The following is a 19542-nucleotide window of genomic DNA, read 5'->3' on the forward strand; positions in this document are numbered from 1 at the left end:
GGTGGGATCCGGAGGCACCCAACACGCGGCGGCGAGCGTTCCGTGCGGGCGGACGACAAATTCTAGGTCGCCGCCGGCAAGCTAGCGGAGACCCGCGCCGTTCGTCGGGCGTACGCTCCGTCCGGCTCTACTTTCTGCGACCTCCCCGAGGCCCTGCCCATGTCCGAGGCGCCCGCCCCCGACGCCCTCAAGATCCTGTTCGTCGACGACGAGCCGGACCTCGTCCCCCTCATCCGCCAGAAGTTCCGGTCGCAAGTGCGCGGCGGGGAAGTCGCCCTGGTCTTCGCCTCCGACGGCGTCGAGGCGCTCGAGCACCTGCGCGACGACCCCAGCATCGAGGTCGTCGTGACGGACATCAACATGCCCCGCATGGACGGGCTGACGCTGCTCGGCGAGATGTCGAACCTGGGCCGCCGCATGCACGCCGTCGTCGTGACGGCCTACGGCGACATGGAGAACATCCGGTCGGCCATGAACAAAGGCGCCTTCGACTTCCTCACGAAGCCGATCGACATGGACGACCTCAAGATCACGCTCGGCCAGGCCCGTGTGGCCGTCGAGCGCGACCGCGAGGCCGAGCGCGTCCGCCAGACCATCACGCGCTACCTCTCCGACAAAATCGCCCAGGCCGTGCTCGCGGACCCGAATGCGCTGGGCACGATCGAAAAGCGGCACGTGTCCGTGCTGATGAGCGACATCTCCGGCTTCAGCCAGCTCTCCGAGCGGCTCGAGCCCGAGCGCGTCGTCGAGATGCTCAACGTCTACCTCGGCGCCATGACCGACGTGGTCGACGACCACGACGGGGCCATCGACGAGTTCATCGGCGACGCCGTGCTCGTCATCTTCGGGGCGCCGCTCGAGATGGAGGACCACGCCGCCCGGGCGACGGCGTGCGCGGTCGCGATGCAGCGGCGCATGGCGTCGGTCAACGAGGACCTGGCCTCGCGCGGCCTCCCCCCTCTTCAGATGACGGCCGCCGTGAACTCCGGCGAGGTCGTCGTCGGAACGATCGGCTCGAAAAAGCGCGCGAAGTACGGCGTCGTCGGCAGCCCCGTCAACCTGACGGCGCGCGTGCAGACGCTGGCGGTCCCCGGCGAGGTCCTCATCACCGACCCGACGTTCCAGGCGGCCGGCGGCGAGGGCGGGCCGGTCCGGCTGGAGCAGACGCGCAAGGTGTCGCTGAAGGGGTTCGCCGAGCCCATCGCCATCCACAGCGTGGCCTCGGTCGAGGGGGCCGACGCCGTGCCCCAGGGCGACGACGCCCTCGCGGAGCTGGCCTCGCCGCTCGCCTTCGGGATCGCCGTGCTCGACGGGAAGGAGATCTCGAACAACGACCACGCGGGCGAGATCACGGCCCTCTCCTCGACGCGCGCTCGGGCCCGGGTCGCCTCGGCGATCCCCTCGCGCACCGACGTCCGCCTGTCGTTCGACCTCGCCGGCGGCCCGACGACGGTCTACGGCAAGGTGCTGGAGGTGACCGACGACGGGGCGGGCGGGTGCGAGGCCCACGTCCGGTTCTCGTCGGTCTCGCCCGAGGCCGCCGCCCACTTCGAGACGCTCACCCAATGACCCGCCGCCCGACCGCGCGCATCGTGGGTGTCGCGCTCGCCGCCGCGCTGGCGGCCGTGCTGGCCGTCGTCGGCCCGGCGCTCGCCCGCCAGGACGCCTCCCCCGCCGGCGCCGACCCCGCGCTCGACATCACCTTCCGGCACCTGACGACCGACCAGGGCCTGCCCAGCAGCCTGGTCTTCGCGCTCGCGCAGGACGCGCTCGGCTTTGTCTGGGTGGGCACCGACGAGGGGCTCGTCCGGTTCGACGGCGTCGACCTCCGCGAGTACCGGCGGACCGCCGACACGACGTCGCTGCCCGGCAACGTCGTCCAGGAGCTCGAGCCGGGTCCACGCGGCGCGCTGTGGGTGGGGACGGGCGACGGCCTGGCCCGCTACGACCCCGCGACCGACCGCTTCCGCCGCATCGACGAGCTCCCTTCGGGCGACATCCGCGCGCTGGCCGCCGACGGCGGGGGCGGCGTCTGGGTGGGGTCCACGGAGGGGCTCGCGTTCGTCGACGGCACCGGCCGGGCCCGCCGCGAGACGGCGCGCCTGCCCGACCCCGTCGTCGAGGCGCTCCACCTCGCCCCCGACGGCGACCTGTGGATCGGGACCGGCGACGGCCTGGTCCGCCGCGCGCCCGACGGCACGACGCGCACCTTCCGCCCCGACTCGCTCGCGGCGCTCGGCGCGTTCCGGATCGCCGCGCTCGCGCCCAGCCGCAACGGCTTGCTCGTGGGCACCTTCGGCGAGGGGCTGCTGTCCTTCGACCCGGAGACCGGCGCGTTCCGCGAGATCGGTCTCGGGGGCGGCCCCTTCGACCGACATGTGGCGACGGTCCACGAGGACGCCGCCGGGACGGTGTGGGCCGGCACGCTGGGCAGTGGGTTGCACCGGCTGTCGCCCGCCCTTGGCCAGGTCCGCACGTACCGCTCCGTCCCCGAGGACCCCAGCTCGCTGTCCAGCGACGAGGTCTCGGTCATCCTGGAGGATCGCCAGGGCGTGCTCTGGGTGGCCACGTACGCCGGGCTCGACCGCTTCGACCGGGCGCGCGGGACGGCCGCCCGCCTGCGCCACACCGACGACCCCGCCTCCATCGCCAGCAACGCCATCCGCGCGCTCCTGGTGGGCTCCGATGGGACGCTCTACGTCGGCACCGACCGCACGCTCGACCGGAGCACCGACGGCCGCCGGTTCTCGCACCACACGATTGGGAGCGCGGACCAGCCGTCGCTCCCGGTCCGCGCGCTCTACGAGGACGCCGCCGGGACGGTCTGGGTCGGGACCGAGGGCGCCGGCCCGTTCCGGGTGACCGCCGACGGCACCGAGCCCGTTCCGCTCTCGACGGATCGCGGGTCGGCGGTCACGTCGTTTCTGGAGACCGAATCGGGCCAGTTCTGGATCGGGACGCTCTCCCAGGGGCTGGCGCGCTACGAGCGCGACACCGGCGAGATCACCTGGGTCCGCGCGCGCGCGAGCGGGCTCCCGAGCAACGAGATCCGCGCGCTCGCCGAGGACGCCAACGGCACCATGTGGGTGGGCACCGACACCGGCCTGTGCCGGCACGACGGCGGCGGCCGGTTCTCGTGCCTCCCCGCCGACGGGCCGCCCGACTTCGTCTACAGCTTGCACGCCCGGCGCGACGGCTCGCTCTTCGCGGGCACCAAGGCGGGCTTGCTCGCGGTCGACACCGACGCGCCGGCCCCGCAGGCCCGCCGCTACACCGTCGAGACCAGCGACTTGCCCGACGACACCGTCCACGCGATCGTCGAGGACGAGGGGGTGCTCTGGCTGAGCACAGGCGCCGGGCTCATGCGGTTCGAGCCGCTGACGGGCGTCTTCAGCCGGCGCCCGGGCACGCAGGACGTCGAGCGGTCCCTCAACAGCGCCGCCACGCGCGCCGCCGACGGGCGCCTGCTGTTCGGGAGCGAGCGCGGCGTGCTCACCTTCATGCCCCAGACGCTCCTGGAGCGCAACGCCATCGCGCCGGAGATCGCCATCACCCGGGTCGACGTCGACGGGGTGACGATTGACCCGGACTCGAGCGAGGTGCTGGCGGCGGCGGCCCCGGTCGCCGACGAGATCCGGCTGGGGCCGGACCAAGCCTACCTCACGATCCACTACGCGGGCCTGCACTTTTCGGACCCCGCCCAGAACACGTACCGGTACCGGCTGCTCGGGCTCTACGACGACTGGCGCGAGGTCGGGACCGACCGCGAGGCCACCTTTAGCGCCCTGCCCCCCGGCGACTACACCTTCGAGGTCGAGGCCGCGAATGCCGACGGCGTCGGGTTCGACCAGGCGCGCGCGTCGATCGCCGTGGTCGCCCTGCCGCCGTGGTGGCGGACGTGGTGGGCGCTCGCCGGCTTCGCCGTGCTCGCCGTGCTCGCGCTCGTCCGCGCCGACAAGTGGCAGCGGGCGCGGCTGCTCCGCCAGGAGCGCGAGCGGGCCGACCGCCGCGAGGCTGAGCTCCGCGCCGAGACCGCCGAGGCCGAGACCGCCAAGGCGACCGCCGAGGCCGCCGCGCTCAAGGCCGAGAACGACCGGAAGGCCGCCGAGCTCGAGCAGGCCCGCAAGGTCGAGCAGGCGAACGCCAAGCTCGCCGAGGCGAACGGCCAGCTCGAGGCCTCGCTCCAGCACCTCCGCGACACCCAGACCCAGCTCGTGCAGTCCGAGAAGCTGGCCTCGCTCGGTCAGCTCACGGCCGGAATCGCGCACGAGATCAAGAACCCGCTCAACTTCGTCAACAACTTCGCCGACCTGTCGGTCGAGCTGGCCGAGGAGCTCCGCGAGGAGATGGGCGAGACGCCCGAGCGGCCCGTCGGGGAGGTGCTCGCCGAGGTCGGCGACCTGCTCGACAACCTCCAGGACAACGCCCGCCGCATCCGCGAGCACGGCCAGCGGGCCGACCGCATCGTCCGCTCGATGCTGCTCCACAGCCGCGGCGGCTCCGCCGAGCGCGGGCGCGTGGACGTGGCCCGGTTCGTCGAGGAGTACGTCAACCTGGCCTTCCACGGCGCGCGCGCCAACGACTCCGACTTCCGCGTCGAGATCGTCCGCGACTTCGCCGACGACACGGGCGAGGCCGAAGTGGTGCCTCAGGAGTTCGGCCGCGTGCTGATCAACTTGCTCACGAACGCCTTCCACGCCGTCAACGCGCGCGACACCGCCGAGGGCGACGACTACGCCCCGACCGTCACCGTCCGCACCCGGCGCCACGGCGACGAGGTCTCGATCGAGATCGAGGACAACGGGACCGGCATCCCGTCCGACGTCAAGGCCAAGATCTTCGAGCCGTTCTTCACCACCAAGCCGACCGGCGAGGGCACCGGCCTCGGCCTCTCGCTGGCTCACGACATCGTGACGAGCGTGCACGGCGGCCGGATGGCCGTCGAGAGCACCGATGGCGAGGGCACCACGTTCACCGTCGCCGTTCCGGCCGCGACCCCGGCGCCCGCCGCCTAGCGCGCCGCCAGCTGGCGGACCGTGAACTGGCCCACACCCCGCGCCCGGACGGCCACGTCGCCGACCGGCATCGGCGTGGCCACCAGCGGCTCGACCTCCACCCAGTCCGCACAGATCGCGCCCGGGAGCTCGGGCAGCACGCCCGCCGGGGGCGTCATCCGGAACCCGGCGCACCCGCCCGCGCGGCGGCTCCCGTCGCCGTCCGAGTCCGACACGACGACGTAGCGGCCGTTCTCGCGGATCACGTGCGTCGAGCCGGTGTCGCCCTCGCCGGACCCAGCGCTCTGAGCGCGGCGCTCGCCTGAGGTGCGGCCGAGCACGTCGAGCTCGAACGCCAGGACGACCGCTCCGTTCAGTCGGTACCGCACCACGGCCACGTCGACGGGCCCGCCAAAGTCGACCTGGAAGTCGAGCGCGCCGTCGGCCCGGCCCTCGGTGAACAGCTCGGCGACGGTCGCGCCCGACGCCTCGACGGTCGCCCCGAACCGGCCCCCGGCCGGGATGGCGATGGGGTCGGTCTCGACGTCGAGCCGGGCGGGCTGGCCGGCGACCCTGAACCCGCCCTCGCGCGAGCCGCCCAGGCCGGAGACCACGAGGGCGCCGTCGACGACCGCCAGCTGGGCGTCGCCGACGGCCTCGACCTCGACGCCCTGGAACGTGACCGGGCCGGCGGGGGGCTCGTCCGAGTCGCAGGCGGCGAGGGCGAGCAGGGGGATGAGCACGGCGAGGCGACGCATGACGGAGTCGGAATGGGGGTCCGAAGACTACGAACCGCCCGGGGTGCCGCTCCACCGGATCAGCACCCCGGCCCCGGCGTAGACTCCCTCCCGTCCCCCCAGCACGTCCCCTTCGCATTATGCAGAGCTTGTGGAAGAGCCTCCTCGGCGGCGCCCGCGGGTCGAACGAAGGCGACCTGCTCGGCGCCGTGCCCCTCTTCGAGGACCTCACCCCGCGCGAGCTCGACGCCGTCCAGCGGCTCCTGCACCGCCGCGACTACGTGGCCGGCGAGTCCATCTTCATCCAGGGCGAGCCCGGCCTGGGGATGTACATCATCGTCCGGGGCGCCGTGTCCATCCAGTCCGAGCCGAGCGGCCGCGAGCTGGTCGAGCTGGTCGACGGCGACTTTTTCGGCGAGATCGCCCTCCTCAACGAGGTCATCCGCACCGCGACGGCCCGGGCCAAGACCGACTGCACCCTGCTGAGCCTGTTCCAGCCGGACCTCCTGAGCCTGCTCGACCGCAACCCGCGCCTGGGCGTCAAGGTGCTGCTGGCGCTGGCGCGGCTCGTCGGCCTGCGGCTGGTCGAGGTGTCGGACGAGGTGGAGGCGCTGACGCGCGAGTGCGACGAACTCCGGGCCGCCGCGACCGGTGCCTGAGACGCTCGACGTGCAGCCCGAGGCTCCCAGCGACATCGCGCCGTCCCCCACCGCCCAGGCCCCCCCGCCGGTCGTGCCCGCCTACCAGCTCAGCCGCTGGGTGTGGCTGGCCACGCTGGGCACGCTCGTGCTGCTGATCGCGCTGGCGGCCGACCTCGCCGGGCTCGTCCTCTTGGGCGCCATCCTGGCCTACCTGCTCATCCCGCTCGTCGACGGGCTGGAGCGCCGGGGGATGGGCCGGACCCAGGCCACGCTACTGGTCGTGGTGGGGCTCGGGGCCCTGTTCGGGGTCGCGATGGCGCTCGGGCTGCCCGTCGTGCTCGAGCAGATGGCCTCGCTCCAGGCGCGCCGCGAGAGCGGGGAGCTGCTCCAGCTCGTCCGCGACGCCGAGGCCGGGCTGGCCGCCCGGCTCGGGTTCCTGGAGCCGTCCGAGCTGGGGCTCGTCGACGCCGCGCGCGAGGCGCTCCGCGCCGACGCCGGCCCGCTGATCGGCTACGTGCCCAGCCTGCTCCAGACGATCGGCAACTCCGTCATCGTCCCGTTCGTGCTGTTCACGCTCTTGCGCGACGGGCCCACGCTGCGCCGCAAGCTGCTGGCAGTCGTCCCGAACCGCTACTTCGAGTTTGCGATGACGGTCGCCTACAAGGCCGACGCGCACCTCGGCGGCTACCTCCGAGGGCAGGCGCTCATCGCGAGCCTGGTCGGCGCGTCGACGGCGCTCGGGCTGGGACTCCTGGGCGTCGACTACTACCTCGTGCTGGGCGTGGTCACCGGGCTGGCCAACTTCGTCCCGTACGCGGGCTTCTTGGTCTCGGCCTCCCTGTCCGTGCTGGTCTCGATCGTGACGACCGGCGGGACCGACCAGGTGGCCGCGGTCATCGGCCTGTTCCTCGTCCTCCAGACCGTCGAGAACATCGTGTTCCAGCCGTGGATCACGGGCAAGAACGTCTCGATGCACCCGGTGATGGTCCTGCTGGCGATCCTCGTCGGGGGGCGGCTGGCGGGCGTGGCCGGGATGGCCCTGGCCGTGCCCGCGGCCGCCGTGCTCAAGGTGGTCTTCCTCGAGACCGTCGTCGGCTTGCGCCGCTACCATCTGTAGCGTCCCGTCCCCTTTTGTGACCGATCTTCCGTCGATGCCCACCGCCGCCCCGCGCCTCACCGTCCGCTTCTGGGGCGTCCGAGGGTCGATCCCGACCCCCGACCCGGGCAACCTGGGCGTCGGCGGCAACACGTCGTGCGTCGAGGTCGTCGCCCACGACGGGACGCGGCTCATCCTGGACGCCGGGACCGGCGCGCGCGCGCTCGGGTTCGCGCTCGCGGCCGAGGCGGCCGGCGAGGACGGCGAGGTCCACGTGGCCCTGTCGCACTTCCACTGGGACCACCTCCAGGGCCTGCCCTTTTTCGCGCCGCTGTACACGCCCGGCCAGACGGTCCGCTTCTACGCCGCCACCGACGACGACCGCCTCGACGCGCTCCTGCGCGGCCAGATGGTCTCGCCGTACTTCCCGGTCCCCTTCGTCGACCTCGCCGCGGCCACCGAGACCGTCCGCGTCGTCGACGGCGAGCCGTTCACGATCGGCCCGATGACCGTCCGGCCGTTCCCCGTCTTCCACCCCCAGGGCGCGCACGGCTACCGCATCGAGTGCGACGGCGCCACGGTCGTCTACGCGACCGACTACGAGCACGGCTCGCCGGCGCACGACGAGGGCCTGCGCGAGGTCGCCCGGGGCGCGGATGTTCTGATCTCGGACGCGCAGTACACGCCCGAGGAGTACGACCTGCGCCGGGGCTGGGGCCACACCACGTGGCAGCACGCCGCCGACCTCGCCGCCGCGGCCGGCGTCGGCCGCCTCTTCCTGTTCCACCACGACCCCGCCCACGACGACGACGCGCTCGGCCGGATCCGCGACCTCGCGTGCGCCCGGTTCCCGGCCACAGAGCTGGCGACGGAGGGGCTGGAGGTCCAGGTGTAGCGGCGGGCGCCGCACGGCCCCGGGCACCACTCTGGGCAAAGCCTTCGTTTGAAGCTCACCGGGGCTGCCCGTACTTTGAGGCTAGCCACGACCGTCTTCACCGTCCGAGCCGTCCGGCGGCGGGACACAGCCAACGAATCCGATGGGCAAGCAGCGCATGACTGACAACTGGGAGCGAATGAAGGCCCAGATCCTCTCCACCTGGGGCGAGCTCGACGAGTCCGAGATGAAGAAGGCCCGGGGCAACCTCGGCCAGATGGTGAACCTGATTCACTCCCAGACGGGCGAGGACCGCACGGTCATCATGCGCAAGATGTCGGCCTTCCTCTAGGCCCATCGGCACACCGCTTCGACGGCGCGCTCCCACAGCGGGGGCGCGCCGTTTTTCGTCCGCCCCGCGAGCAGGCTCGGCCAGAGGTGCCGGACTGGCTCGCGGACGCCGCTAGCTTGCGGCACGCCCCCCCGCCCTATGTCCGAGACCGACGCCGACACGCCCGCCCGCCCCTTCCCGCTCGGCACCGCCGTGCCCGACGACGGCCCGCTCCGCGAGGCTTACGACCGCCGCGTCGCCTTCCACGAGCGCCAGCTCGAGGCGCTCGATCAGCAGGCCGCCGAGGTCCGCAAGGGCGGCGGCGACAAGGCCATCGCCCGGATGCACAAGCGCGGCAAGCTGACCGCGCGCGAGCGGATCGCAGCTCTCCTCGACGACGACACCGACTTCCGCGAGATCGGCCTGTTTACCGGGCGTGGGATGTACGAGGACGTCGGCGGCTGCCCGTCGGGCGGGACCGTCATGGGTCTGGGCCACGTCCAGGGCCGGCTGTGCATGGTGGTCGCCAACGACGCCACCGTCAAGGCCGGCGCGTGGTTTCCGATCACGGCCAAAAAGAACCTCCGGGCCCAGGAGATCGCGCTCGAGAACCGGGTCCCCATCATCTACCTTGTCGACTCGGCCGGCGTCTTCCTGCCGATGCAGGACGAGATCTTCCCGGACCGCGACCACTTCGGCCGCATCTTCCGGAATAACGCGAAGCTCTCGGCGATGGGCGTCCCCCAAATCGCGGCCATCATGGGGAGCTGCGTGGCGGGCGGCGCCTACCTCCCCATCATGTCGGACGAGTCGCTGATCGTCGACGGGACGGGCAGCGTGTTTTTGGCGGGCCCGTTCCTGGTCCAGGCCGCGATCGGCGAGGAGGTCGACGTGGAGACCCTCGGCGGGGCGACGACGCAGACCGACATCTCGGGCGTCTGTGAGTACAAGATGCCCGACGACGAGACCTGCCTCGCAACCATCCGCGATTTGGTCGGCGGGCTGGGGCCCCTCCCCCGCTTCGGGTTCACGCGCGACGAGTCGGTCGCCCCGGCCTTCGACGCCGACGGCGTGCTCGGCGTCTTCCCCGAGTCCCGCCAGCAGCCCTACGACACGCGCGAGTTGCTCGCACGCATCGTCGACGCCGACTCGTGGGTCGAGGTCAAGGCCGGGTACGGGCAGACGCTCGTTTGCGGCTACGCCCGGATCGACGGGTGGAGCGTGGGGATCGTCGCCAGCCAGCGCCAGGTGGTCCGCGCGAAGGCGCCCCAGGGCCGGGCGTCAGAGATGCAGATCGGCGGCGTCATCTACGGCGACGCGGCCGACAAGGCGGCGCGGTTCGTGATGCAGTGCAACCAGAAGCGGATCCCGCTCGTGTTTTTCCAGGACGCCGCCGGCTTCATGGTCGGCACGCGCGCCGAGCAGTCGGGGATCATCAAGGACGGCGCGAAGCTGGTCAACGCCGTCGCCAACTCGGTCGTCCCGACGTTCACCGTCGTCGTGGGCAACTCGTTCGGGGCGGCCAACTACGCCCTCAACGGCCGCGCCTACGACCCGCGCCTGTTCCTGGCGTGGCCGACGGCCCAGATCGCGGTGATGGGCGGCGCGCAAGCCGCCAAGACGCTGCTCTCCATCGAGGAGCGGACGCTGTCGAAGCAGGGCATCGAGCTGTCCGAGGCCGAGCGCCAGCAGCGGCTCGACGAGATCGAGGCGCGCTACGCCGAGCAGACCTCGCCGGTCTACGCCGCCGCCCGCCTGTGGGTCGACGCCATCATCGACCCCCGCGAGACGCGCGGCTGGCTGGCGACGGGCCTCGAGATGGCCGACCACAACCCGGAGATGGCGCCCTTCCGCGTGGGCGTGCTGCAGACGTAGTCTGGGAACGGGGGACGGGCAGAGGGAATGCGATGTCGTCTGCCCGTTCCCACGCCCCAGTTCCCCGTTCCTGCGAGCGGCAGCGAGCCTACGCCACCATCGCCCGTTGCGCGGCCACCCGACCCGTCTCGGTGAGCGCGAGGCGGTCGCCCGCGCGGACGACGGCGCCCTCGCGCTCGGCCGCACGGACGGCGCGGCTGGCGAACGCCTTGTCCCACCGGAGGTGCTCCTGGAGGTGGCCGACGCGGCACTCGCGGTCGGCCTCGGGCGTGTGCTCGTGGTGCAGGAGGTGGACGAGCAGCATCCGCTCGGCAAAGGCGACCCGCTGGCGCGCCCGGCGCCGCGCCTGGGCGACCAGCCCCCGGTCGGGCGCGAACGCGAAGGCGGCGGTGAACCACACGCCCGCCATCACCGCCATCGCCCCGGCGATCGACGCGTCGAGCCCGCGCGCGAGCCAGTAGCCGGTGACGGCGCTGACGACGCCGATGAGCACCGACAAGCCCAGCAGGACGGGCAGGCGGTCGGTCAGCAGCCACGCCGCGGCGGGCGGCGCGATCATCAGCCCGACGACGAGAATGGAGCCCACCACGTCGAACGCGCCGACGGCGACGACCGAGACGAGCGACATCAGCGCGTAGTGGATGAGACCGGGCGCGAGCCCCAGCGCAGCCGCCAGCGCCGGGTCGAACGTGCTCAGCTTGAGCTCTTTGTAGAACACGCCCACGAACGCCGCGACCGCCAGCAGGATCGTGCCCATCACCCACAGCGACTGGGGGCCCCAGTCGCGCCCGCCGACCGTGACGCGCTCGATCCACGAGAACGCGGGGTCGCCGAGCAGGACCGCGTCGGTGTCGAGGTGGACCCCGCTGGCGAAGCGAGAGATCAGCACGACGCCGATCGAAAACAGGGCCGGGAAGACGAGCGCAATCGCGGCGTCCTGCTTGACGAGCCGCGTCCGACCCAGCGCCTCGATCAGCCCGACGGCGAACACGCCCGTCACGGCGGCTGCCAGCAGCAAGAGCGGCGACGACAGCGACTCGGTCCAGAAAAACGCGAGCACGATGCCGGGCAGGATCGCGTGGCTGATGGCGTCGGACAGCAGCGACGTTTTGCGCAGGACCAAGAACGCGCCGACGAGCGCGCACGCAGCGGCCGTGACGGCAGCGATCAGCTGGATTTCGAGTTGCGGCGTCATGGTCAGTCGGTGCGCTCGCGAGCCAGGCGCCGGGCCTCGGCCAGGCCGCGCTCCGTCAGCGCCCACGCGTCGCCCGTCGGGGCCACGAACCCGTGCGTCTGGAGTCGCGCGAGCGTCGGGTCGACGGCCTCCGGGCGCGACGTCATGGTCTTGAGCGTCGCGGCGGGGTGCGGGTAGTGCGGGTCGGCGTGCGCGAGGGCGAGGGTGTAGAGGTCTTCCAGCGTCCCGGCGACGCGCAGGACGCGGCGGTTGCGGCGGCTCCGGATCACGCCTGACAGCAGCCCGCGCCCGGGGGCGAACACCAGGCTCGCGGCGACGATGACGCTCGCGACGAGCACGATCGTCGGGCCCGTCGGGATGCGCGCCGTGGCGCCGCTAAGCAGCGCGCCCCCGGCCCCGCTTACCGCCCCGAACACGCCCGCCAGCGCGACGACGCCCCACAGCCGATCGGTCCACTGACGAGCCGCGGCGGCGGGCGCGACGATGAGCGCGCTCATCAGCACGACGCCGACGGTCTGGAGCCCGATGACGATCGCGACGACGAGCAGCGTGGTCAAGCCGATGTCGAGGGCGCGGACGCTAAACCCCTGTGAGGCCGCAAAGTCCGGGTCGAACAACAAGAGCTTGAACTCTTTCCAGAACACGACCATCGCGAGCAGCGCCACGAGCCCGAGCGCGGCCATCGTCACGACATCGCGGCCGACGAGCGCGGCGGCCTGGCCAAACAGGAACGTGTCGAGCCCGGCCTGGCTCGCGTCGGGGCGCGACTGGATGTAGGTCAGCAGCACCATTCCCAGGCCAAAAAAGACGGAGAGCACGATGCCGAGCGCGGCGTCGTAGGGCACGCGGCTCCGCTCGACGACCGCCATCACGCACAGCGTGCCGATCCACCCCGCCAGCCCGGCCCCGAGCACGAGCACGAGCGGCGCCTTGCTGGCGGTCAGGATGAACGCGAGCGCGACGCCGGGCAAGGCGGCGTGGCTAATGGCGTCGCCCAGGAGCGACTGGCCGCGGAGCACGGCGAACGCCCCCAGCGAGCCCGACGAGAGCCCGAGCACAGCCGCGCCGAGCGCGACGGTCCGCAGCGTGTAGTCGAGGTCGATCACGGGGTCGATGGGGCCGGGACCGGGGACTGGAGCGAGCCCGGGTCGCCACCGCCCCCCGCCTGCTCGCGGAGCCCCGCCTGAAACGGGACGCGCCCGCCGTAGGCCGCGCGCAGGTTGGCGTCGGTAAACACGTCGTCGACCGGCCCGGCGGCGATGCGGCGGACGTTGAGCAAGAGCACCCAGTCGAAGTACTCCGGCACGGTCTGCAGGTCGTGGTGGACCACGAGGACGGTCTTGCCCTCGGCGCGCAGGCGCTGCAAGAGCGCCACGATCGTCCGCTCGGTCGTCGCGTCGACGCCCTGGAATGGCTCGTCCATGAGGTACACGCGGGCGTCCTGGACGAGCGCGCGCGCCAAGAACACGCGCTGTTGCTGGCCGCCCGAGAGCTGGGCGATCTGGCGGTCCGCGAAGTCGGCCATGCCGACCTGCTCGAGGGCTTCCGACGCGCGCGCGCGCTCCTCGGCGCCGGGGCGGCGGATCCACCCGAGCCGCCCGTAGGTGCCCATCAGCACCACGTCGAGGACGGACGTCGGGAAGTCCCAGTCGACCGAGCCGCGCTGGGGGACGTACGCCACGTCGCGGCGGCGCTCCGCCAGCGGGGCGCCGAGCACCTCGACGCGCCCGGCGGCGATCGGCAGCAGCCCGAGCACGGACTTGATGAGCGTCGTCTTCCCCGCGCCGTTCGGCCCGACGATCGCCATCAGCACGCCCTCGGGCACGCGGAGGTCGATGTCCCACAGCACGGGCTCGTCGCGGTACGCGACGGTGAGGTCGGCCACGTCGATCGCAGGGGTGTTGCGTGTTGCGTGTTGCGTGTTCATGCGTCGGCGTCGGGGCTGTAAGGGACGCCGGGCTCGCGGAGCGATCGACCGGGCTGGTTTCGGATGGTCCCGAGGAGTTGGCGGCAGATTTCTGCGAGCAGGTCGAGTCTGTGCGTTGTGATCTCGGCCCCCAGCAAGTGGCGGCCCTTGAAGTACCAATCCCTCGCTTCGCGCGCCGAGCCGAGCGAATACTCGTAAAACCGAGCGCGGTCCTTTCCACTCCCCCTCGAATACCCCTCCGCCACGTTCGCGCTGATGGAGCCGACCGCGCGGTAGAGTTGGTCCGCGATCCGCCGTGTCCGCCCGTCGCGGTGGAGCGTCGTCACATCGTCCCACGAGAGGTCGCCGAGGAAGAGCGCCAGCCGGTAGACGGTCATGCGCCAGAGCACGTCCCCCCGGATCGACTCGGGCACGGTCGATTCCCAGTCTTGAAACCCGTCAGGCTGTTTCATCGGTCTATATGCCTACGCAACACGAAACACGCAACACCGCTCATCCCTCCCCGCTCAACGCACTCACGATCGTCTCCACGTTGTGCCGGATCATGCCCTCGTACGTCCCCTCCGGCGTGCCCGGGTCGCCGAGCGCGTCCGAAAAGAGGTTGCCGCCGATGACGACCTCGTGGCCCCGGGCGCGGACGGCCGCCTGCACGGCCTCGATGTTGCGGGACGAGACGCTGGTCTCCACGAACATCGCCGGGATGCGGCGCTCGGCCACATACGCCGCGAGGTCGCGGACGTCGGCCGTGCCCGCCTCGGTCGCCGTCGACAACCCCTGGAGCCCGCGGACCTCGAAGCCGTAGGCGCGGCCGAAGTAGTTGAAGGCGTCGTGCGCCGTCACCAGCACACGCTCATCCTCGGGGACCTCAGCGACGCGCTCGCGGACCCAGGCGTCGAGCGCGGTGAGCCGGGCCTGGTAGGTCTCGGCGTTCGCGAGGTACGTCTCGCGGTGCGTCGGGTCGAGCGCGATGAGCGCGTCCGCGACAGCCGTCGCGACCCGGCGCCACAGGGACACGTCCATCCAGACGTGGGGGTCGAAGTTGCCGGCGAACTCGGGCGGCGCCAGCAGCGACCCCTCGTCGATGGCCTCGGCCACGGGCTCGGCGACGATGCCCCGGCCCTCGACCTGCTCGAGCACCTCGCCCATCTTGCCCTCCAGCTCGAGCCCGTTGTACAGCACGATGTCGGCGCCAACGAGCCGGGCGACGTCGCTCTCGCGCGGGCGGTACAGGTGGGGGTCGATGCCCGGGCCCATCAGGCCCTCGACGGTCACGCGGTCGCCGCCGATCTCCCTCGCGAGGTCCGCCAGCATGCTCGTCGTGGCGACGACGTCGACGGGCCGCTCCGAGATCTCGCCCGCGCCGCCGCCCTGCGATGGCCCGCAGGCGGCCACCGCCAGCAGCAGCGCATACCACAGCCCGCCGAGGGCGATCGATCGCAGGGAGGTCGTCCGTCGTCTGTCGTCCGTCGTCGTGGTACTCATGCAGGGTCGTCGAGAAACAGGAAGGGGGTGGCGTCGGGAGTGAGCGTGACCGTCTCGCCGGCGCGGTCGCCGGAGAGCAGGTGCGCGGTCGCGGTGCCGTCGTCGGCGACGGCGTCGAGGCGGAAGCGGGTGCCGGGGTACAGGCCGGCAGCGCCGACGGCCCGGAGCAGAGCGGGGTCGTGGTCGCTGACGCGCGCGACCGTCGCCGTGAGTCCGGGGTCGAGGCGCGCGAGCGGCAGCAGGTCGCGCTCGCTCAGGACGAGGTCGGGCGTCGGGATCGGCGAGCCGTGCGGGTCGTGCGTCGGGTGGCCGAGCGCGGCGTCCATGCGCGCCTCGAGGTCTTCGCTCAAGACGTGCTCGAGCGCCTCGGCCTCGGCGTGGAGCTGGTCCCACGGCACGCCGAGCGCGCGGTGGAGGTAGGTCTCGACGAGCCGGTGGTGCCGGATCGTCTCGACGGCGACGAGCCGCCCGGCCTCGGTCAGCGTCGCGCCCTGGTACTTCTCGTGCGCCACCAGCCCGGACGCCGCCAGCTTCTTGAGCATCCCCGTCACCGACGCCGGGGCCACGCCCAGCCGCTCCGCCAGCGCCGAGGTCGGCACGGCGTCGCCGCTCCGCCCCAAGGCGTAGATGGCTTTCAGGTAGTCTTCGACGGCCGTGGACGGCATGGACAAATGGTTTAGGCAGACCTAATTTAGCCGCGCCTAACACTCCCCTGCGCCCGCCGTGTTCCGAGTTTTTCTGCTTCTCGCCCTCTCCCACTCCGCAACGGCCCAGATCGTCTCGGAGGGCACGGCCCTGGCGGTCGGCTTCGAAGCCGAAGCGGCGGCCCAGGTCGAGTGGGACGCGGGCGCGGTGACGGTGACGGGGCCGTCGGCGCTGGCGCGCGTGGCACTCGCGCCGCGCGTCGAGCTCCGCGTCGGCCTGCCCGACGCCGTCGTCGTCCGTGCGGACGGGGCGTCGGCGCGCGACGTGTCCGACCCGACGCTGGGGCTCAAGCTCGACCTCGGGGCGCCCATCGGATGGGCGCTGGCCGCGCTCGCCGAGGTGTCGGTGCCGCTGTTCACCGGGTCGCTTGCGGGGCCCGCCAGCCCGTCCGCGTCCCTGCTGGCCGAGCGGCTGGGTGGCCCGCTCCTGCTGCTCGGGCAGGCCGACGTGGTGTGGGACCGGAGCGCGAACCGGGTCGATGCCGGGGGCGCCGCGCTGGTCGGAGCCGAGGTGGCTACGGGAGCGGCCCTTTTCGCCGAGGCGGCCGTCGCCACGACGCCGGACGGGCTGGCGGTGCTCGCGCTGGTCAGCGCCGCGCTCGCGGCGACCGGCCGGCTCGCGTTCGACGCGCACGTCGGCGCCGGCCTCACGCCGTCCGCGCCGGACGCCGTCGTCGGCGTGGGCGCCAGCCTCCGCCTGTAGCTACTCCGACGGGCGCACGATGCCCGGAGCGTCCTCGTCGGCGAGCGTCAGGGCGGTGCCGGCGGGGAGCCGCTCGACGTCGAGCACGCGGAAGGAGGCGCTGTCGAGAGTGAGCCGGACGATCGCGCCGGGCGCGAGGTCGGCCAGCAGGTCGGGTGAGGCGACAGACAGCGGCATCTCCATCGCGGGCATCACCTCGGGGATGGCCTCGTGGTCGACGCGCATCGCCTGGCCGTCGTACATCGGCTCCAGGTACACCGCGCGGACCTGGAGCGTGGGCGCCCGGGGCTCGGCACACCCCGCGAGCAGGGCGAGGGCGACGGCTGTCCGAACGGACGGCATCGGCGGGGCCCGCTAGACCGTCCGCTTGCTGCCGAGAATCCAGATCACGAACAGCAGGATCACCGGCGCGATGAAGCTGACGTAGACGAGCCATTCGACGCCGGTCCCGAAGCCTTCGGGGGTGGGCGCGAGCAGAAGAGCGAGGGCGAGCGTCATTGGGGGCGGGGGTAGCTTTCGGGCAAGCTACGCCGCTCCGCCGCCCGCCGATCCGACGTGCCCCCGCAGCCGACCGCCACCGTCGTGGGCATGTGGCCGATGTCGGCGCGGCGACCGCGGCGGCCTGCCCACCGGCGACGGCCGAGTGCCCCACCCCTCCCCCGCCGCCGTGTCTTCGTTCTCCTTTTCCGACGTGCTCCACGTCGCCCAGATCGGCGTCGGCCGGTGGGGCCGCAACCTCCTGCGCACTCTGGTGGCCGCCGAGGGCGTCGAAGTCATCGCCGTGTGCGACGCCTCGGACCCGGCGCTGGCGGAGGCGACGCGGCGGGCGCCGGACGCGCGAGCCCACCGGAATGCGGAGGCCGTGTTCGAGGACGAGCACGTCGATGCCGTCGTGATCGCGACCGAGACGCCGCGGCACGCGCCGCTCGCCGAGGCCGCGCTCCGCGCGGGCAAGCACGTGTTCGTCGAGAAGCCGCTCGCGCAGTCGGTCGCCGACGCCGAGCGGTTGGTGGCGCTCGCGGCCGAGCACGACCGGCGGCTGATGGTAGGGCACCTCTTGCGGTATCACCCCGCGTTCCGCCACGTCGAGGCGGCCGTCGCCGCGGGCGAGCTGGGCGACCTCCGGTACCTCTCCAGCGTGCGCGTCAACCTGGGCGTGGTGCGCCAGCAAGAGAACGCCTTCGAGAGCCTGGCCCCGCACGACCTCGCCGTGGCGCGCGCGCTCCTGGGCGACGCCGTCGCGGTGACGGCAACCGGGCGCGACTTTCTGCAGGACGGCGTCGAGGACGTCGTCTTCGCGACGGTCGAGTACCCCGGGGGCCGGCTGGCGCACGTCCACGCGTCGTGGCTGGACCCCCACAAGGTCCGCCGGACGACCGTCGTGGGCACTCACAAAATGGCGGTCATCGACGACCAGGAGGCGTCCGAGAAGGTCCGCGTCTACGACAGGGGCGTCGACGAGGTCGCCGGGACGGCGGACGTGGCGGGCGCGCTGGCGGTCCGCTCGGGCGACATCGCCGTGCCCCGGATCCCGGCGGCGGAGCCGTTGCGCCGCGAGGTCGAGGAGTTCGTGGCGGCCATCCGCGAGCGCCGCGCGCCGTTGACGGACGGCGTCGACGGGCTCGAGGTCGTCCGCGTGCTGGAAGCAGCGAAGACGTCGCTGGCGGAGGGCCGGCGCGTCGAGATCCCGCGCTAGCCGAAGGCGGCGACGAGCCGGTCGCAGGCGTCGTCGAGGACGGCGTCCTCCTTGGCGTAGCAGAAGCGGAGCACGCCGTCGCCGTCGGCGGGGTCGCCGAAGAACGAAGGCCCGGGGACGCAGGCGACGCCCGCCGTCTCGATCAGCGTATCGGTCGCGGTACGGGCGTCCTCGAACCCCGGCGTGCCGCGTCGGTCGCCAAGGCCGGCGAGCACGTAGTAGGCGCCCTCGGGCGGGTCGGCGTCGAAGCCGCAGGCGCGGAGCGCGGCCACCATCCGGGCCCGCTTGCGGGTGTAGGCCGCCAGCATCTCGGCGTAGTAGGCGTCCGGCATCGGGAGCGCCGCCGCGAGGCCGTGCTGGAGCGGCGCTGGCGCGCAGATGTAGACCAAGTCGTTGACGAGCCCCATCTTGGCGGCGACCGGCTCGGGCGCGATCGCGTAGCCCAGCCGCCAGCCGGTCATGTTGAACGTCTTTGAGAAGCCGGACAGCGTGACGGTCCGCTCGAACGCGCCGGGCAGCGACGCCGGCGAGACGTGCTCGCGCCCGTCGTAGACCATGTGCTCGTAGATCTCGTCGGTGATCACCCACAGGTCGCGCTCGCGAGCCACGGCATACAGCGCCTCGATCTCGGCGCGCGTCCAGACCTTGCCCGACGGGTTCGCCGGCGTGCAGACCACGACGGCCTTGGTGCGGTCGGTGATCGCCGCCGCCAGCGCTTGGGGGTCGAACGCCCAGCGCGCGCCGTCGCGCGCGAGCGGGACCGTCACGGGGCGGACGCCGTGGAGCCGCAGGAGGCCGGCGTGGTAGCCGTAGAAGGGCTCGAACAAGACGACCTCGTCGCCCGCCTCGCACAGCGTGAGGACGGCCGAGACGAAGGCGCCGGTCGACCCGTTCGACACGACGACGTGCTCGGGGCCGGCGTCGGCGATGCTGTTGAAGGACAGCGCCTTGGCGGCGATGGCCTCACGCAGCGGGGCAATGCCGTTGTACGCCGTGTAGATCGACTTCTTGCGGTCGTTCAGCGCCTCGACGGTCGCCTCGACGATCGGCGCGGGCGTGGCGAGGTCGCAGATGCCCTGGCCGAGGTTGACGCCGCCGACGCGGTTGACGGCAAAGGTGACGGCCCGGATGTCGGACTGGCGGAGGGCGTCGGTGCGGGCGGCGAGCGGCTTCATGCGGCGGCGTGGGGGGTGGCGGAAAGTAGGAGCGGACCGGGCCGCTCTCTCCCCTCTCCAGGGGAGGCGCAGCGGGGGGCCGCCCGGTAGGCTGGGGTTCGCCCTCCCCCGC

19 protein-coding genes are annotated in these 19542 nt (G+C 72.7%); 9 read left to right on the forward strand and 10 right to left on the reverse strand.

The features are described 5' to 3' along the window. Window positions 1-159 precede the first annotated feature (159 nt). Complete coding sequence (locus ACLIRP_RS09565; RefSeq protein WP_412060219.1) at window positions 160-1569, forward strand: adenylate/guanylate cyclase domain-containing protein; 1410 nt, start codon at window positions 160-162, stop codon at window positions 1567-1569. After that, window positions 1566-5015 (forward strand): two-component regulator propeller domain-containing protein, encoded by a 3450-nt coding sequence (locus ACLIRP_RS09570; protein ID WP_412060220.1) that lies wholly within the window; start codon window positions 1566-1568, stop codon window positions 5013-5015. The genes ACLIRP_RS09565 and ACLIRP_RS09570 overlap by 4 nt, the downstream gene beginning before the upstream one ends. Here ACLIRP_RS09570 and ACLIRP_RS09575 read toward each other — a convergent pair. Next, window positions 5012-5752 carry a hypothetical protein gene (locus ACLIRP_RS09575; protein WP_412060221.1) on the reverse strand — a complete coding sequence of 247 codons (741 nt, stop codon included), beginning with the start codon at window positions 5750-5752 and terminating at the stop codon, window positions 5012-5014. The two genes, ACLIRP_RS09570 and ACLIRP_RS09575, sit on opposite strands and share 4 nt — an antisense overlap. A 119-nt stretch (window positions 5753-5871) precedes the next feature. On the opposite strand from ACLIRP_RS09575, the gene ACLIRP_RS09580 reads away from it, so the two are divergent. The 5 genes from ACLIRP_RS09580 (at window position 5872) to ACLIRP_RS09600 (ending at window position 10548) form a co-directional block, all read left to right on the forward strand. Further along, complete coding sequence (locus ACLIRP_RS09580; RefSeq protein WP_412060222.1) at window positions 5872-6390, forward strand: cyclic nucleotide-binding domain-containing protein; 519 nt, start codon at window positions 5872-5874, stop codon at window positions 6388-6390. Continuing rightward, a complete protein-coding gene (locus tag ACLIRP_RS09585) occupies window positions 6383-7489 on the forward strand; it encodes an AI-2E family transporter (RefSeq protein ID WP_412060223.1) in 1107 nt (368 codons plus the stop codon). Before ACLIRP_RS09580 ends, ACLIRP_RS09585 begins: the two co-directional genes overlap by 8 nt. A gap of 34 nt (window positions 7490-7523) precedes the next feature. Further along, window positions 7524-8363 (forward strand): MBL fold metallo-hydrolase, encoded by an 840-nt coding sequence (locus ACLIRP_RS09590; RefSeq protein WP_412060224.1) that lies wholly within the window; start codon window positions 7524-7526, stop codon window positions 8361-8363. Window positions 8364-8520: 157 nt separating this feature from the next. After that, complete coding sequence (locus tag ACLIRP_RS09595; protein ID WP_412060225.1) at window positions 8521-8694, forward strand: general stress protein CsbD; 174 nt, start codon at window positions 8521-8523, stop codon at window positions 8692-8694. A gap of 138 nt (window positions 8695-8832) precedes the next feature. Continuing rightward, window positions 8833-10548, forward strand: coding sequence for an acyl-CoA carboxylase subunit beta (locus tag ACLIRP_RS09600; RefSeq protein WP_412060226.1), 1716 nt, complete (start codon window positions 8833-8835; stop codon window positions 10546-10548). Window positions 10549-10636: 88 nt separating this feature from the next. Here ACLIRP_RS09600 and ACLIRP_RS09605 read toward each other — a convergent pair whose 3' ends face one another. The 6 genes from ACLIRP_RS09605 to ACLIRP_RS09630 are packed head-to-tail and all read right to left on the reverse strand — an operon-like array spanning window position 10637 to window position 15817. Then, entirely contained in the window at window positions 10637-11743 is a 1107-nt protein-coding gene (locus ACLIRP_RS09605) for an iron chelate uptake ABC transporter family permease subunit (protein WP_412060227.1), read from the reverse strand. 2 nt (window positions 11744-11745) lie between these two features. Next, window positions 11746-12849, reverse strand: coding sequence for a metal ABC transporter permease (locus tag ACLIRP_RS09610; RefSeq protein WP_412060228.1), 1104 nt, complete (start codon window positions 12847-12849; stop codon window positions 11746-11748). Further along, on the reverse strand, window positions 12846-13670 hold the full coding sequence (locus ACLIRP_RS09615; RefSeq protein ID WP_412060229.1) for a metal ABC transporter ATP-binding protein: 825 nt from the start codon (window positions 13668-13670) through the stop codon (window positions 12846-12848). The genes ACLIRP_RS09610 and ACLIRP_RS09615 overlap by 4 nt, the downstream gene beginning before the upstream one ends. Next, entirely contained in the window at window positions 13667-14122 is a 456-nt protein-coding gene (locus ACLIRP_RS09620) for a four helix bundle protein (RefSeq protein WP_412060230.1), read from the reverse strand. The genes ACLIRP_RS09615 and ACLIRP_RS09620 overlap by 4 nt, the downstream gene beginning before the upstream one ends. 40 nt (window positions 14123-14162) lie before the next feature. Next, entirely contained in the window at window positions 14163-15152 is a 990-nt protein-coding gene (locus tag ACLIRP_RS09625; protein ID WP_412060231.1) for a metal ABC transporter solute-binding protein, Zn/Mn family, read from the reverse strand. Further along, complete coding sequence (locus tag ACLIRP_RS09630) at window positions 15149-15817, reverse strand: metal-dependent transcriptional regulator (RefSeq protein ID WP_412060232.1); 669 nt, start codon at window positions 15815-15817, stop codon at window positions 15149-15151. Before ACLIRP_RS09630 ends, ACLIRP_RS09625 begins: the two co-directional genes overlap by 4 nt. A 58-nt stretch (window positions 15818-15875) precedes the next feature. Between ACLIRP_RS09630 and ACLIRP_RS09635 the strand changes: the two genes are divergently transcribed. Beyond that, window positions 15876-16559, forward strand: coding sequence for a hypothetical protein (locus ACLIRP_RS09635; protein WP_412060233.1), 684 nt, complete (start codon window positions 15876-15878; stop codon window positions 16557-16559). Here the strand turns inward: ACLIRP_RS09635 and ACLIRP_RS09640 are convergent, their stop codons facing one another. Both ACLIRP_RS09640 and ACLIRP_RS09645 read right to left on the reverse strand, forming a co-directional pair. Further along, the gene (locus tag ACLIRP_RS09640) at window positions 16560-16901 is read right to left on the reverse strand and encodes a copper-binding protein (protein ID WP_412060234.1); all 342 of its coding nucleotides are present in this window, start codon (window positions 16899-16901) and stop codon (window positions 16560-16562) included. A gap of 12 nt (window positions 16902-16913) precedes the next feature. Beyond that, the gene (locus tag ACLIRP_RS09645; RefSeq protein WP_412060235.1) at window positions 16914-17057 is read right to left on the reverse strand and encodes a hypothetical protein; all 144 of its coding nucleotides are present in this window, start codon (window positions 17055-17057) and stop codon (window positions 16914-16916) included. A 169-nt stretch (window positions 17058-17226) separates the two neighbouring features. Between ACLIRP_RS09645 and ACLIRP_RS09650 the strand changes: the two genes are divergently transcribed. After that, a complete protein-coding gene (locus tag ACLIRP_RS09650) occupies window positions 17227-18255 on the forward strand; it encodes a Gfo/Idh/MocA family protein (protein WP_412060236.1) in 1029 nt (342 codons plus the stop codon). Here the strand turns inward: ACLIRP_RS09650 and ACLIRP_RS09655 are convergent. After that, window positions 18252-19430 carry a pyridoxal phosphate-dependent aminotransferase gene (locus ACLIRP_RS09655; RefSeq protein WP_412060237.1) on the reverse strand — a complete coding sequence of 393 codons (1179 nt, stop codon included), beginning with the start codon at window positions 19428-19430 and terminating at the stop codon, window positions 18252-18254. The two genes, ACLIRP_RS09650 and ACLIRP_RS09655, sit on opposite strands and share 4 nt — an antisense overlap. Between the last annotated feature and the right edge of the window lie 112 nt (window positions 19431-19542).

The organism is Rubrivirga halophila (assembly GCF_046845755.1).
In the GTDB taxonomy this organism is placed as follows: Bacteria; Bacteroidota; Rhodothermia; order Rhodothermales; family Rubricoccaceae; genus Rubrivirga.

Coding starts and splice junctions, on each gene's coding strand:
- ACLIRP_RS09565 (WP_412060219.1), top strand. CDS start 160: ATGTCCGAGGCGCCCGCCCCCGACGCCCTCAAGATCCTGTTCGTCGAC.
- ACLIRP_RS09570 (WP_412060220.1), top strand. CDS start 1,566: ATGACCCGCCGCCCGACCGCGCGCATCGTGGGTGTCGCGCTCGCCGCC.
- ACLIRP_RS09575 (WP_412060221.1), bottom strand. CDS start 5,752: ATGCGTCGCCTCGCCGTGCTCATCCCCCTGCTCGCCCTCGCCGCCTGC.
- ACLIRP_RS09580 (WP_412060222.1), top strand. CDS start 5,872: ATGCAGAGCTTGTGGAAGAGCCTCCTCGGCGGCGCCCGCGGGTCGAAC.
- ACLIRP_RS09590 (WP_412060224.1), top strand. CDS start 7,524: ATGCCCACCGCCGCCCCGCGCCTCACCGTCCGCTTCTGGGGCGTCCGA.
- ACLIRP_RS09595 (WP_412060225.1), top strand. CDS start 8,521: ATGACTGACAACTGGGAGCGAATGAAGGCCCAGATCCTCTCCACCTGG.
- ACLIRP_RS09600 (WP_412060226.1), top strand. CDS start 8,833: ATGTCCGAGACCGACGCCGACACGCCCGCCCGCCCCTTCCCGCTCGGC.
- ACLIRP_RS09605 (WP_412060227.1), bottom strand. CDS start 11,743: ATGACGCCGCAACTCGAAATCCAGCTGATCGCTGCCGTCACGGCCGCT.
- ACLIRP_RS09615 (WP_412060229.1), bottom strand. CDS start 13,670: ATGAACACGCAACACGCAACACGCAACACCCCTGCGATCGACGTGGCC.
- ACLIRP_RS09620 (WP_412060230.1), bottom strand. CDS start 14,122: ATGAAACAGCCTGACGGGTTTCAAGACTGGGAATCGACCGTGCCCGAG.
- ACLIRP_RS09625 (WP_412060231.1), bottom strand. CDS start 15,152: ATGAGTACCACGACGACGGACGACAGACGACGGACGACCTCCCTGCGA.
- ACLIRP_RS09630 (WP_412060232.1), bottom strand. CDS start 15,817: ATGCCGTCCACGGCCGTCGAAGACTACCTGAAAGCCATCTACGCCTTG.
- ACLIRP_RS09640 (WP_412060234.1), bottom strand. CDS start 16,901: ATGCCGTCCGTTCGGACAGCCGTCGCCCTCGCCCTGCTCGCGGGGTGT.
- ACLIRP_RS09645 (WP_412060235.1), bottom strand. CDS start 17,057: ATGACGCTCGCCCTCGCTCTTCTGCTCGCGCCCACCCCCGAAGGCTTC.
- ACLIRP_RS09655 (WP_412060237.1), bottom strand. CDS start 19,430: ATGAAGCCGCTCGCCGCCCGCACCGACGCCCTCCGCCAGTCCGACATC.